Origin of the sequence: Protofrankia sp. BMG5.30, assembly GCF_001983005.1 — a bacterium.
In the GTDB taxonomy this organism is placed as follows: Bacteria; Actinomycetota; Actinomycetes; order Frankiales; family Frankiaceae; genus Protofrankia; species Protofrankia coriariae.
The window spans coordinates 1-14565 of the sequence record NZ_MOME01000029.1 but is presented as its reverse complement, the minus strand read 5'-3'; the positions used below and the strand labels follow the sequence as shown (position 1 = coordinate 14565).

Below are 14565 nucleotides of genomic sequence, written 5' to 3'. Positions count from 1 at the left end.
CCGGGTGATGTGGGGGAGCATGCAGCGGTTCGAGGACCGGTGGGTGGTGTCGGCGAGCGACGTCGTCGACGCGCTCGAGTGCGGGCATCGACTCGCGCTGGCGCACGCCCACGCGGCCGGGGTACCGCTGGACGACGCCAGCACCGGCGAGCCGATCACGGCCGGTGAAGCGGACGAACTGCTGGTCCGCCACGGTGACGCGCACGAGCGGCGGTGGCTCGCGCATCTCGTCGGCCTCTTCGGCACCGACGCCGTCGCGATGATCGAACGCCCCGAGAGCGGCCTGGCCGCGCTGGAGGCGGCCCGGGAGCAGACCCGTGCCGCCGTCGCCGCCGGGGCCGCCGTCATCTACCAGGCGGTGCTCTTCGACGGCTCCTACCAGGGACGGCCCGACTTTCTGATCGCCACGCACCTCGACCCGGTCACCGGCGCGCGCACCGGCAAGGCCACGCCCGGCCGTTACGAACCGTACGACGCCAAGCTCGCCCGGCACGCCCGCCCCGCGGCCGTGGTGCAGCTGGCCTCCTACGCCCGGGCGCTGCCGACGATCGGGGTGGCCGCCGCGCGCCGCATCCACCTGCTACTCGGCGACGGCCGGCTGGAGTCGCTGCGGGTCGAGGACGTCGCACCCATGGTCGACCACGCCCGGGGCAGGCTGGCCGCGCAGCTCGCGCGCCCGCCCGCGGCCCCCCGGCCGTCCTGGGGCGATCCCCGGCCCGCCTGCGGGGCCTGCGCGTTCACCGCCCACTGCGAGCGGGGCCGGGAGGCCGCCCGCGACCTGTCGCTGGTCGCCGGCCTGCGCACGGACCAGCGGCGCAAGCTGCGGGCCGCCGGTATCACCTCGGTCGAGGACCTTGCCGCCGCGGACGACGAACGGCGTCCCGCCTCGATGGCGGCGGCGACGTTCGCCGGGCTGCGGCTACAGGCGCAGCTACAGATCATCCAGGACGCGACCCGCACCGACGACGACCGGACCGGCACCGTGACCGTCCGGGTGGTCGCGCCGGACGGGCTCGCGTCCCTGCCCACGCCGGATCCCGGCGACATCTACTTCGACATGGAAGGGGATCCGTACGCGCTGGACAACGCCGGTCTGGAGTACCTCTTCGGTGCCGTCACCCTCGACACAACCGCCGTCGACACAACCGCTGTCGACACAGATGCTGTCGGTACAGATGCCGTCGGCACAGCCGCCGACAGCGGCGACGACACGGGCCGCCCCGGCCACGGCCCGGCGGCGGGCTTCACCACCGACGCCGTGGAGGTCTTCCACCCGTTCTGGGCGCACGACCGCGCCGAGGAGAAGCGTACGTTCGAGCGGTTCGTCGACTGGGTGTTGCGCCGACTCGCGGACCATCCCCGAGCGCACATATACCACTACGCACCGTACGAGCCGAATGCGCTCAAACGGCTCGCGGCCAGACACGGCACCCGCGAACGGCAGGTGGACGCCCTGCTCGCCGGGCACCGGCTGGTGGACCTGTACACGGTCGTCCGACGCAGCCTGAAGATCTCCCAACGCTCGTACTCGATCAAGTATCTGGAGCCGCTGTACCTGCCGGGGGCGCGCGGCGCCGAGGTCAAGACCGCCGTCGACAGCATCGTCGCCTACGAGAACGTCCTGGCCCACCGCGCGGCCGGCGAGCAGGTGGCCGCCGAGCACATCCTCGACGAGATCGCCGAGTACAACCGGGTCGACTGCGTGTCCACCCACCGTCTGCACCGCTGGCTGCTCGACCTGCGCGCGGCCGAAGGGATCATGCCCGCGCCGACGGCGGACGCCGGGGAGACGACCGCCGACACGCTGCCGGATCCCACCGACGCGACCGTCGACGCCCTGGTCGCCGGTCTGCCCGAGGACCCGGCGACCTGGAGCGACGACGAGCGGGCACAGGCCCTGCTGGCGGCTGCCGTCGGCTACCACCGGCGGGAGAACAAGCCCGCCTGGTGGGAGTTCTTCGCCTGGCTCACCGCCGACCGGGCCGCGTTGGAGGCCGACGACGGCTGCGCCGTCCCGCTGGAGTGGACCGTCGTCGAGGGCTGGAGCGCCCCCACCGGACGGCAGAAGAAGGCCCGGCGCGGCCTGCTCGCCTCGCTCGATCCCGACCGTACCCATCCGTTCACCACCGGCGAGCGGGTCCGGCTGCTCTACCCGGACACCGTCGGTGACGGTGGCACTGCCGGGACTTTCAGTGACGATGACGTCGCCGTCCGCACCCGTGATGCCGAGATCGAACGGAGCGAGCCCGACCGGCTGCTCGTCCGGGAGATCGCGGCACCGGAGGACAACAGCGCCGAGCCACCRCTGGCGGTGCTGCCCGGCCCACCAGTGCGCCCGGAGCCCAAACCGGCCGCGATCGCCGAACTCGCCCAGACGGTGGCCGCCGTCCTGCCCGCCCCGCATCCGGTGCCCGCCCCGCGGCAGGCCGAGCCGGAGCCGCCGGACGGACCGAAGCTGCCGGACGGACCGAAGCTGCCGGACGGAGCTGCCATGGACCTGCTGCGCCGGCGCCCGCCGCGGCTGGTCGGCCGGCCCGCCGGGCGTGCCGGACTGCCGGATCCGGCCGAGCACGGCGGGGATCTGATCGCCACCGTGCTCGCCGCCGTCGACGCCCTGGACAACTCCTACCTCGCGGTCCAGGGGCCGCCGGGTGCCGGCAAGACCTACCTGGCCGGCAGGCTGATCCGCCACCTGGTCGGGGCGGGGCACACCGTCGGAGTGTGCTCGACCAGCCACAAGGCGATCGAGAACACCATGCTCGCCGCGATCGGCCCCGCCGCCGTGGTAACCACGGACGATCCGGTGTCCGCGGACGGTGCGGCGACCGCCAGCCGGGGTGTCGCCGCGGCGAAGAAACTGCGATCCGGCCGGAAACCCGACCCGGACACGCCGTGGGACACCCCGCGCGACATCCGGGTGCTGGCGTCCTGGCGGGCCGCGCACCCGGACGGGCACCTCGTCGGCGACACCGCCTGGGCGTTCGCCAACCCGACGCYGCGCGCGGAACCGTTCGACGTGATGATCATCGATGAGGCGGGGCAGTTCGCGCTCGCCGACACCCTGGCCGTGGCCGGCGCCGCGCGCAACCTCGTGCTGCTCGGCGACCCGCAGCAGCTCCCACAGGTCGTCGCGGGCATCCACCCGGACGGCGCGGACGCCTCCGCCCTGTCCCACCTGCTCGGCGAAGAAGAGATCATCCCGGCCGAGTTCGGCTACTTCCTGGACCTGACCCGGCGGATGCACCCACAGGTGTGCGCGCCGGTGTCGGCGCTGGCCTACCAGGGACGCCTGCGCGCGCACCCGGTCGCCGCCGGCCGCCGCGTCGACGGTGTGGCAGCCGGCCTGTACCTGCACGACGTGGTCCACCATGGCAACACCACCCGGTCCGATCCGGAGGTGGACGCCGTCCGTGACCTGCTCACGGGCATCCTCGGCCGGCGCTTCGTCGACGGCGCGGCCGAGCGCGTCCTGCGCGCCGACGACGTGCTGGTGGTCGCCCCGTACAACCGGCAGGTACGCGCGATCGAGCACGCGCTGGGCAAGGCCGGCATCCACGGGATCCGGGTCGCCACGGTGGACCGCTTCCAGGGGCAGGAAGCGCCGGTGGCGATCATGTCGCTGACGACGTCCAGCGCGGCCGACGCCCCGCGCGGGCTGGACTTCCTGCTCTCACGCAACCGGATGAACGTCGCGCTCTCCCGGGCGCAGGTGCTCGCGGTCCTGGTGATGTCACCAGCGCTGCTGGACGCCGCTCCCCGGACAGTGGACGAGCTGCGCCTGCTCGCGGGTCTGGTACGGCTGCGGGCCGATGCCCGGACCGACCTCACCGACCAGGTGGCCGCACCGGTCGGGTGACGATACCGGTCAGGTGATCACACCGGCCGGACGACCAGCCCCGTCAGCCCTGGCCGGACCTGTCGTGTTTGTCGAGTGGCCGCGCAGGCCAGGCGGTCGGGCCGGCTGAGCGGTCGCGCCGRCCAGATGCCCGGCCCGCGCGGGCGACACGCCGAGCGGTGGGATGTAGCGCAATCAAACATCCCATTACCACACAAGTTATCGTTTTTCGGTAACAGATCCGCCGTATCCGCTGTATCAGCAGTGACGTAAGCTCCTGCCGGTCCGATGCGTTACGGGACGTCCACCTGGATCGCTCGCATCGACTCGAGGAGATGCCCGTGACCACCACCGACATCGGCGCCGGCGTCCGGTCCGCCCGCGGCGGCGCCGGCTCGACGCCGACCCCGGGGCTGGATCCGGGGCCGCGCGATGTCGAGCCCCGCGGCCCGGGGCCGGGATCGCTGCCGCCGCGGGCGCGCCCGACGCGGTCACGGCGGTGGCCGGCCGCGCTGACCGTCCTCGTCGCGTTCTGCGGGTTGTCCGTGCTGCTCTTCCGCGACGGCTGGACCGATCTGGGCGGGACGGTCTACGGCGGCGGTGACGCCGTGTTGTTCTCCTGGTACCTGGGGTGGACGCCGTACGCGCTCACGCACGGGCTGAACCCCTTTGTCACGCAGTTCCTGAACGTGCCGGACGGCGTCAACATCATGTGGAGCACCGGCGTGCCGCTGCTCGGCGTGCTGGCCGCGCCGATCACGATGCTCGCCGGCCCGCTGGTGACCTTCCACGTGCTCACGACGCTGGCGCCGGCACTGTCGGGCTGGGCGATGTTCCTGGCGGTGCGCCGCTGGACGGCCGCGCTGCCCGCCGCCGTCGCCGGGCTGCTCTACGGCTTCGGCCCGTACCTGATCGGCGCTTCCTACGGGCACCTGCACCTGTCGTTCGTGCCCTTCCCGCCGATCCTGCTGCTGCTCATGGACGACCTGTTCGTCCGGCAGCGCAACATCCGGCGGACAGGCGTCCTGCTCGGGGTGGCCGTGGCCGCCCAGGCGCTGATCAGCGAGGAGGTGCTGGCGACCTCGGCGGTGGTCGCCGTCATCGCCATCGCCATCCTGTGCCTGCAGTACCGCGACCAGGTCCGCGCCCGCGCGGGCGCGGCCATCCGCGGGCTCGCCATCTGCACCGGTGTCGCCACGGCGGCGCTGGCCTGGCCGCTGGCCACCCAGTTCTTCGGCCCGCAACGGGTGCACGGCTCGATCCAGCCGCCGGACGTCGCCGTCTCCGACCTGCTTACGTTCGTCACACCCACACCCCTGCAGGCGTTCGGGCCGGACTTCGCCGTCCGGGAGAGCCTGACGTTCACCGGCAACGCGGTGGAGGTCAGCGGCTATCTCGGCCTGCCCCTGCTGGCTCTGCTGCTGTTCATCGCGGTGCGGTTGCGGCACAACCGGCTGGTGGCCCTGTGCGCGCCGTTGGCGGTTGCCGCCGCGGTCCTCTCGCTCGGCCCGCATCTGCATGTCGGCGGGCACAACACGGGTATCCCACTGCCGTGGCGCGTGTTGGAGCTGGGGCCGGTGCTGCACAACGCGCTGCCGTCCCGGCTGTCGCTCTACGTCGCGCTCGCGGCCAGCATCATGATCGCCATATGGCTGGACCAGGCACAGCCACCTCGTATCCGCGCTGTCACCGTCGGTGTGTCCGTCGCCGCCCTGGTGCCGCTGGTGCCGGCGTCCCTGCTCGCCTTCTCGCCGGCCACCCCCGCGTTCTTCACCGGCTCGCAGGTGAGCAACGCCCTGCCGGAGGGATCGACCGCGCTCGTCGTGCCCTACCCGTATCCGCAGCAGAACGTGGCGATGCTCTGGCAGGCTCAGGCGAAATTCCGATTCGCCATACCCGGTTGCTACTGTACGGTTCCCGACCGTAACGGACGTTCCAGCTTCCACCCGGAGCCGGACCCGCTCAACTCGGCCCTCATCGCGGTCGCGACCGGCGCCAGCACCGCTGACGACGCGCTGCGGCAGCCCGGGCTGCGGGCCACCTTCGACCGCTTCGACCTCGACGCGGTCATCCTCGGCCCGAGCGACCATCGCGACGAACTGGTGAAACTGCTGACCGAGTTGGCCGGCGGCACTGGCCGCCACGTCGACGGTGTGGATCTGTGGCTGCTCGACACACCCTGACACCGCGACGTCCTGGCACCACGATGCCATAACGTCGCAATGTCTTAACGTCGCGGGGCCATAACGCCGAATGTGCCTGGCGGGACGCGGGTAGGCCGTCTCCGATGGATGTTGGTGGTTACGGGTGGCCGTCTCGGCGCCGTCCGCACGATCGGACGTCCGTCGGAGGCGGCCTGAGCCAGGACAAGACCGAGGCCGGCTGTCCGCGCTGTTTACGACCATGAATGGAGATCGGATGGCAGAGATCAAGGTGACCGTGGCCCGGGTCGTGACGGCCGAGCCCACCGCCGTCATCGAAGCGCTCGGCGACTACAAGGGCATCCGGGCCGAAACCTGGCCAGAAACGATCACGGACTACGAGGTGCTGGAGGGCGGCACCGGCGCCGGCACCCGGATCCGCTACAAGCTGCACGCGACCCGCAGCCGCGTCCGCACCGTCGAGGCGGTCGTCTCCGCGCCCGAGCCCGACCGCACCCTGGTCGAAGCCGACCAGAACTCCACCCTGCGGACCGTGTGGACGGTGCAGCCGGTCAGCTCGGGCACGACCCGGGTGTCGGTGGAGACGAGCTGGGCCGGCGCGAGCGGCGTCGGTGGATTCTTCGAACGGACCTTCGCACCGATCGGTATCCGCAAGCTGTACAACGGCGTCCTCGACAAGCTCACCCCCCGCCTGACACCCTCCGCCTGAGCTGATCAACACAACCGGCCCACATGCTGCGCTGCTTTGCGCGGGTGCTCGAAGTGGTCGCAGCATCGCAACATGGACGGCGGGAAGCGCCCGGGCGGGACAACCGGTCGCCGGCTGCCGGCCCGCGGGCTCGCCGGGCTGGCGGGAGCGATCCCGGCGTTCGCCTTCCCTGCACCAGGGATATGGGTACTCGGCTTCGTCGGGCTCGTACCGCTCATGCTGGTCGTCCGCACCGCGTCGACCAGGCGGGAGGCGGCCGTACGGGCCTGGTGGGGCGGCACCGGATTCTTCCTGGCGGCCTGTTACTGGCTGGCTCCGAACACCGGACCGTTCCTGCTCGTACTCGCCGCGATACTGGGCGCAACCTGGACGCTGTGGGGTGTGACGGTGTGGGCGGCGCTGCGCGAGTCTCCGTCAGCCCGCAGGCTCGCGTGGGCGCTGCTGGTCGTGCCGTCGGCCTGGGTGGCCGGCGAATTTCTCCGATCATGGCAGGGGCTCGGCGGCCCGTGGGCACTGCTGGGCGCAAGCCAGTGGAACAGCCGGCCGGTGCTGGCGCTCGCCTCGCTCGGCGGAGTGTGGCTGCTCAGCTTCGTGCTGGCCGCCGTCGGGCTGGCGCTGGCCGCGGTCGGGATCCCAGGCGCGCCGGCCGGCAGACGGATCATCGCGGGCCTGGCGGCGGTCGGCGTCGTCACCCTCGCCGTCAGCGGCGCGGCGGTACTGAGGCCCACTCCCCCGGCAACCGGGACGCTGCGTCTCGGCGGCGCCCAGCCGGGCGTCGTCCACGCCGTGGAACCCCGGTTCGCCGCGAGCGAAGCCGCCACCCGGCGTCTCGCGGGCAGCGGTGTCGACCTGGTCGTCTGGGGTGAGAGCAGCGTCGGCTTCGACCTCGCCGACGATCCCGCCCACCTGGCCCGGATCGAGGCGGCGGCCCGCGCGGTCGGCGCCGACATCCTGGTCAACACCGACGCCCGCCGAACCGGAACCCTCGGCACACCGAACGATCTGTCGGGTGCACATGGTTCACCGACCTCACCGACCTCACCGACCTCACCGGCCTCACCGGCCTCACCGGGTTCACCGGGCTCCGCCGAAGGGCCGACCCGCGACGGCGGCGGCCCGGAGCGGGCACGTCCACCTGGTTCGCCAGGCCCACGAGAGCGGTCGGAGGCGCCTGGTGACGGGATCTACAAGACAGCGGTCCTCATCGGCCTGGACGGACCGCGCGGCCGCTACGACAAGATGCGCCTGGTGCCGTTCGGCGAGTACATCCCGCTGCGGTCAGTATTCGGCTGGATGTCATCGGTGACCGACGCGGCCGCGGAGAACCGCCGGACGGGTCATCAGCTCACCGTCATGCAGGCGGCGGGCGTGCGCTTCGGGACGTTGATCTGTTTCGAGTCGGCCTTTCCCGACCTGGGACGCCGGCTTGCCCGGATGGGCGCAGAAGTGATCATCGTGCAGTCGGCGACGTCGACCTTCCAGGGCAGTTGGGCGCCCGCGCAGCACGCGAGCCTCGCCGCGCTGCGCGCCGTCGAGTCGGGACGCCCGGTGGTGCACGCCACGCTCACCGGTGTCTCCGCCGTCTTCGACGCGTCCGGCCGCGAACTCGTCCGTCTCGACACCCACGAACGCGGCCCCTACCGCGCCGACATACCGCTCGCGGCCAGACAGACTCTCTACGATCGCTTCGGCAACTGGGTCCCGACCGTTTCACTCGTCATCCTGTCCACCGCCGRCATCACCGCCGCCCTGCACGCCACATGGCGGTCACGACGTTCGCAGGGAGCGTCGACATGAACATGCAGTCTCCGGGTCCGGAGGCTCCGGACCCGGAGGCCGAGCACTCTCGAATTCCACGCCTCGAAGCCCTGCACTCTGAGACCCTGTCACCAATAGCCCTGCGTCCGGGGGTGGTGCGGCTTCCCTCGCCGGTCGAGGAGCTGGATGACGAGCGGTTCGCCCGGCACGGGGTCCGGGTGCTGCTCAAGCGTGACGACCTCGTCAGCCCCGTGCTACCGGGCAACAAGTGGCGCAAGCTGAAATACAATCTGGTGGACGCGGCGGCGTCCGGGAAATCGACGATCCTGACTTTCGGCGGGGCGTTCTCCAATCATGTCCGGGCGACGGCCGCCGCCGGGGCGCTTTTCGGTTTCACCACCATCGGCGTGATCCGCGGCGAGGAACACCTGCCGCTGAACTGGTCGCTGTCGGCCGCCGCCGCCCACGGCATGCGGCTGACCTACCTGGACAGGTCGACGTACCGCCGGAAACACGAACCGGACGTGCTCGCCGACCTGCGGGCGCGTTTCGGTGACTTCTTCCTGCTGCCGGAAGGCGGCAGCAACCCGGCCGGTGTCCGCGGCTGCGCCGAAATCCTGGCCGAGATCCTGGACGAGGTCGAGTCACCCTTCGACATCGCCGCCTGCGGCTGCGGCTCGGGCGGCACCCTGGCCGGTATCGCGGCGAGCCTGCGCCCCGGCCAGCGGGCCATCGGATTCTCCGCGCTCAAAGGCGGCCGGTTCCTCCAGGACGTCGTCGGTGACCTCCAACGTGCCACTTTCGGCCACGCCACCGACAACTGGCGGATCGAATGCGATTTCCACTTCGGCGGTTTCGCGCGCCGCCCACCGGATCTCCAGCGGTTCATCGACGACTTCGCCGAACGCCACAGCATCGCCCTCGAGCCGGTGTACGTCGCGAAAATGATGTACGGCCTGCTCGAGCTGACCCGCCGCGGCACGATAACCCCCGGCAGCACCGTCCTGGCCGTCATCACCGGCCCGGACGAGCACCCGAGAGCGGCCAGCCATCCGGTGCGGGCCTGATCCCGCGCCGGTTCCCAACTTTTCGCGGGCGCGACGGCGACACCCGTCCACGAACACACCGGTAGCCGACGCCGGAAACAACCACCGCCGCGGTCCGAAGCGTGCACCCGGACCCAGGGCAGGTCAGGAGTGGGTTGATGAAGCCAGGCCACGCGTCGCGGGGACCGGTGTCGGACTGTGGACAGCGACCCGCCCTGTTTTGGTTGCGGCTGGGCGTGGTTCACTCGTCACGCCCGTGAGTGGGGTGTTTCCAGTCGGCGAGCCGCGGGCGGGCCTGGGGGACAGGTGGGCAGGAGCGAGCACGCGGACGTCGTGGTTGTCGGTTCGGGATTCGGTGGGGCGGTGACCGCCTACCGTTTCGCCGAGGCGGGCCACAGCGTTGTCCTGCTTGAGCGGGGGAAGGCGTATCCACCGGGGTCGTTCGCCCGCTCGCCGACCGAGATCGCGGCGAACTTCTGGGACCCGAGCCAGGGCCGGCACGGCCTTTTCGACGTCTGGTCCTTCGCCGACTTCGAGGCGGTCGTCTCCAGCGGGCTGGGTGGCGGCTCGCTCATCTATGCCAACGTCATGCTCCGCAAGGACGAGAAGTGGTTCGTCCGCGACGCGCCCGCCGGCGAGGGCTACGAGAGCTGGCCGATCAGCCGAGCCGACCTGGAACCGCACTACGCGGCCGTCGAAAAGACGATAGGTGTGCAGCGCTTCCCCAAGGGGCAGCCGCGCTATCAGGTCTCCCGCCGCACCGAGGTGCTGGAGCAGGCCGGTGAACGGCTCGGATACACCGCCGAGCAGCCGCCGTTGGCGGTCACGTTCGGTGTCGGCGGCGACGCGCCGGTACCGGGGGCACCCATCGGTGAGCCGGCCTACGGCAACATCCACGGTCGGCCGCGGATCACCTGTGTGCTGTGCGGCGAGTGCGACCTCGGCTGCAACTACGGCAGCAAGAACACCCTGGACCACACCTATCTTTCGGCCGCGGTACACCACGGCGCGGACCTGCGCGTCCACCACGAGGCCCGTTCGATCACCCCAGGGGACGGCGGCGGGTACACCGTCGGATACGTGGTACACACCCCCGGCGATGTCGTCGCCACCTCCGCGCTCCCCCAGCGGACGATCACCTGTGATCGTCTCGTCCTTGCCGCCGGCACGCTCGGCACCACCTACCTGCTGCTTCGCAACCGCGCCGCGTTACCCGGCATCTCCCGGATGCTCGGGCGACGCTTCAGCGGCAACGGCGACCTGCTCGGCTTCGTCAGCGGGGTGCCAGGCCCGGCCCTGGGCAGCGCGCACGCCCCGGTCATCACGACCGCCGTCCGCGTCCCCGACGCCGTCGACAGCCACGGCGGCCACGCCGGCGGCCGCGGCGGCCCCGGCGCCGAGCGCGGCTGCTACATCGAGGACGCCGGCTACCCCGGTTTCGCCGAATGGCTCGTCGAGGCGGCCAATCTGGACAACGAGGCGTCCCGGATCGTCCGCACCGTCTACGAGCTGATCCGTTCCCGTCTCACCGGCGGCCCGTCCCGCCAGATCGGCGCGCTGGTCGGCCGGCTGCTCGGCCCGGGAGAGGCGTCCGCCGGCGCGATGCCCCTGCTGGGTATGGGGCGCGACATTCCCACCGGAAAAATTTCGGTACGCGACGACTATCTGCAGATCGAGAACTATCCGGCGGACAGCCAGCCGTACTTTGAACGCCTGGACAGGCTTATGGAGGACCTAGCCGAGGAAATGGGCGGCAAATACCACCGGAATCCGCTGACCCTRCTGTCCCGGGTCATCACCGTGCATCCTCTCGGCGGCGCCTCCATGGGCACCGACATCGCCACCGGCGTCATCGACGAATGGGGCGAGGTGTTCAACCACCCCGGCCTGTACGTCGCCGACGGCGCCGCCCTGCCCGGACCGGTCGGGGCGAACCCGTCGCTGACCATCGCAGCCTTCGCCGACCGGCTCGCCGAACATGCCGTGGATGCCGGCCCCGTCCTGGAGACACAGCCATGACCCCTCCCACCAGCCTGCGGTTCACCGAGAAGATGAAGGGTTTCCTCACCCTCGACGAAACCGATCCCCAACGCGGATACGACCAGGGCAGGGAGGACGGGACCGCGCTGTCCTTCCGCCTGACCATCCACACCGAGAACGTGGACGCCTTCGCCACCGACCGGCTGCGGGAGGCCACCGCCAGCGGATACGTCCGCTGCGACGTATTGGGCGGCAAACGCCCGGTGGGCAACGGTGTCTTCAACCTCTTCGTCGGCGACACCCCCGGGCACCGGCGGATGCTCTACCGGCTGCCGTTCAGCGACGCGGCCGGGCACCCGCTGACGCTCAGCGGGTTCAAGGATGTCCACGACGATCCCGGATTCGACCTGTGGCGGGACACCTCGACGCTCTACACCCGCATTTTCGCCGGCCATGTGGACGCCGCCGGCGAATCCACCGCCCGGATCGTCGGCGCCGGCATCGTCACCATCCACATCCCCGACTTCCTGTGGCAGCTCACGACGTTCCGGACGTCCGGTCCGGCCGGGGGCACGGCGGGCCTGGTGAAGTTCGGCCGGCTGTTCCTCGGCGATCTCTGGGAGGTCTACGGCCGTTCCCTCGGACGCGGGGACGACGAGGAGGACACGGACGAGAAGGACGCGTGGGACGGAGACGACCCGCGGGACGGCCAGGATGGCGGGATCTGATGTCCGGTACCCCGCCCAGGCCCGCCGACGACGGCGAGCAGGCGCTCGGTTTCGTACGGGCGTCGATGTCCCGCTGGCTGTCACCCACCCTGCTACTCGGCACCGCCGTCCGTGTCGGTATCAGCGAGGTGCTCGGCTCCTACGCCGACAAGCGGGAGGCGATGGCCGCGCTGCCGGCCACCCCCGCGACCGACCTGTCGGACCAGGACGAGCTGTGGTTCGACTATGTCAGCGACCTCGGCGACGGCTTCGACTCGACGTACACGGTGGCCTCGCTGCTCGCCGCGCCAGGCCTGCAGCTGGCCGCTTCACCGACCCCGCGGGGCCAGCTGCTGGTGATGGGCGGCGACCAGTGCTATCCGACGCCGAGCATCACCGGCTACGAGAACAAACTGATCGGCCCCTACCGGGCGGCGCTGCCCACCGTGGCACCGCCCGCCGCGGCGTCGCCCATCGCGCCGCCCGGGCCCGACGGGCAGCCGGCCCAGTCGGCCCGGTCGGCCCGGTCGGCCCAGCCGAAGCTGTTCGTCGTTCCCGGCAACCACGACTGGTACGACGGGCTCACCGCCTTCACGCGGGTGTTCTGCCAGCGCTCCACCATCGGCGGCTGGCGTACCGAGCAGACCCGCAGTTACTTCGCGGTGAAACTGCCGCACCGGTGGTGGCTGCTCGGCATCGACATCCAGTTCGACTCCTACATCGACGACCCGCAGCGCCGGTACTTCCTCGACGTCGCCGAGCAGATGCGGCCCGGCGACGCGGTGATCCTGTGCTCGGCGAAACCGAGCTGGGTCAGCACGGGCGAGGGCAACGCCGAGGCGTTCGCCGTCCTCGACTACTTCGAACGCACCGTGATCCGCAAGGCCGGTGCGCAGGTACGGGTCTCTCTCGCCGGTGACCTGCACCACTATGCGCGCTACCGCCAGGTCGACGGTGACACGCAGAAGTTCACCGCCGGCGGTGGCGGAGCCTATCTGTCCGCCACCCACCACCTGCCACAGCATCTGGTGCTGCCGTCACCGGCGTCGCGGGCGCCGAGCAGGACCGACCCGCCGGCGCACTACCAGCTCGAGACGAGTTTCCCGGACGCGCGCACCTCTCGCCGACTGGCCGCCGGCATCGTCCGCCTGCCGGCGTTCGCGCCGGGGCTGGCGGGCCTGCTCGGTGGTATCCACCTGCTGCTGGCGCTGGTGATCGGCGCCACCGCCAGCGCGGGCAGGCCAAGGGCCACCGGACGCCTCGACGCCATCGCCGACGGGCTGCGCGATGCCGGCACCGGCGACCTGTTCGCCGGCCTGGTCGACAACGTGCCAGGGCTGGCGCTGAGCCTGGGTGTCCTGGGCGTCGGGGTGGCCCTGACCAAGAGCGGCCGGACGGCCCGGGGGCTGGCGGTCGGAGCCGCGCACGGGCTGGCCCAGCTCCTGCTGGCGGTCGCCCTGCTGGCTGCCGTGGTGACGGTGGTCGACCCGTTGCCGAACACCTGGTTGCTGGCCGGTGTGCTGCCGCTGGTGACCGTGCTCGGCGGGCTCGCCGCCATCGAACTGCTCGCCGGCTATCTCTGGCTCGCCGACCGGTTCGCGGGCCTGAACACCAATGAGCTGTTCGCCGCGCAGGGGATCGCCGACTACAAGAACCTCCTGCGGCTGCATATCGGCCCGGACGGATCGCTGACCATCTACCCGGTCGGGATCCGCAGGGTGCCGAAACGCTGGCGTTTCACCCCGCACGCGGCGTCGGGCGCACCCTGGTTCACCCCCGTGGACCGCCAGGTGGAGCCATTCCTCATCGAACCCCCGGTCAGCATTGCCCACGGCGGCCCGCCGGCCGTCCCGTCCCAGCACGCTCGCGGCGACGACGTCGAACCGACCAACTCGTAACGCGGACGAGGACACCATACGCACCGAATGGTCGTTCGCGGGCGTCGCCAGAAAGAGCGACCAGGAGTAACCGCCGGCGGGCCGTCACGACAGTCCCGGTCGAGTCGATTCGACGAACACATGGTGAGAAATACCGTAGGATGTCAAAGTGATGGCGCATTCGACCTTTGCATCGGGCGCCCCCGCGTCGGACGGCAGCTGGGGGCCGGACGTAGATATTCGCTCCGACCGGCCCACGCCAACCCGGATGTACGACTACTACCTCGGTGGTAAGGACCAATGCCGCTAAGATAAGAACGGGCGCCGACAAGATCAATATCTGCTTGATCGTTTCAGTGCGGTTTTTGGCGTATGCACTCGGGCGGTGCGTCATACTTCCATGCGCGGACCACCACGATAGAATGGATTGTGAATTCGGCAGACGAGTCTTCGGCGGCAGGCCGCCTGACCGACCATATTTCTGTGGGCGT

The 14565-nt window shown here is 71.0% G+C and carries 8 protein-coding genes; all 8 read left to right on the top strand.

Annotation, left to right across the window (positions count from 1 at the left end; all coding sequences use genetic code 11):
- Positions 1-19 precede the first annotated feature (19 nt).
- The gene (locus BL254_RS16435) at positions 20-3856 is read left to right on the top strand and encodes a TM0106 family RecB-like putative nuclease (RefSeq protein ID WP_254858232.1); all 3837 of its coding nucleotides are present in this window, start codon (positions 20-22) and stop codon (positions 3854-3856) included.
- A gap of 320 nt (positions 3857-4176) precedes the next feature.
- Positions 4177-6018 (top strand): hypothetical protein, encoded by a 1842-nt coding sequence (locus tag BL254_RS16430; protein ID WP_047223935.1) that lies wholly within the window; start codon positions 4177-4179, stop codon positions 6016-6018.
- Positions 6019-6253: 235 nt separating this feature from the next.
- Positions 6254-6706, top strand: coding sequence for an SRPBCC family protein (locus BL254_RS16425; protein WP_047223914.1), 453 nt, complete (start codon positions 6254-6256; stop codon positions 6704-6706).
- A 72-nt stretch (positions 6707-6778) separates the two neighbouring features.
- Positions 6779-8503, top strand: coding sequence for an apolipoprotein N-acyltransferase (lnt, locus tag BL254_RS16420; RefSeq protein WP_076843917.1), 1725 nt, complete (start codon positions 6779-6781; stop codon positions 8501-8503).
- On the top strand, positions 8500-9531 hold the full coding sequence (locus BL254_RS16415; RefSeq protein ID WP_175648395.1) for a 1-aminocyclopropane-1-carboxylate deaminase/D-cysteine desulfhydrase: 1032 nt from the start codon (positions 8500-8502) through the stop codon (positions 9529-9531). Before lnt ends, BL254_RS16415 begins: the two co-directional genes overlap by 4 nt.
- 285 nt (positions 9532-9816) lie before the next feature.
- Entirely contained in the window at positions 9817-11529 is a 1713-nt protein-coding gene (locus BL254_RS16410) for a GMC family oxidoreductase (protein ID WP_076843915.1), read from the top strand.
- The gene (locus tag BL254_RS16405; RefSeq protein ID WP_047223916.1) at positions 11526-12218 is read left to right on the top strand and encodes a hypothetical protein; all 693 of its coding nucleotides are present in this window, start codon (positions 11526-11528) and stop codon (positions 12216-12218) included. Before BL254_RS16410 ends, BL254_RS16405 begins: the two co-directional genes overlap by 4 nt.
- Complete coding sequence (locus tag BL254_RS16400; protein WP_052914749.1) at positions 12218-14095, top strand: hypothetical protein; 1878 nt, start codon at positions 12218-12220, stop codon at positions 14093-14095. The genes BL254_RS16405 and BL254_RS16400 overlap by 1 nt, the downstream gene beginning before the upstream one ends.
- Positions 14096-14565: the final 470 nt, after the last annotated feature.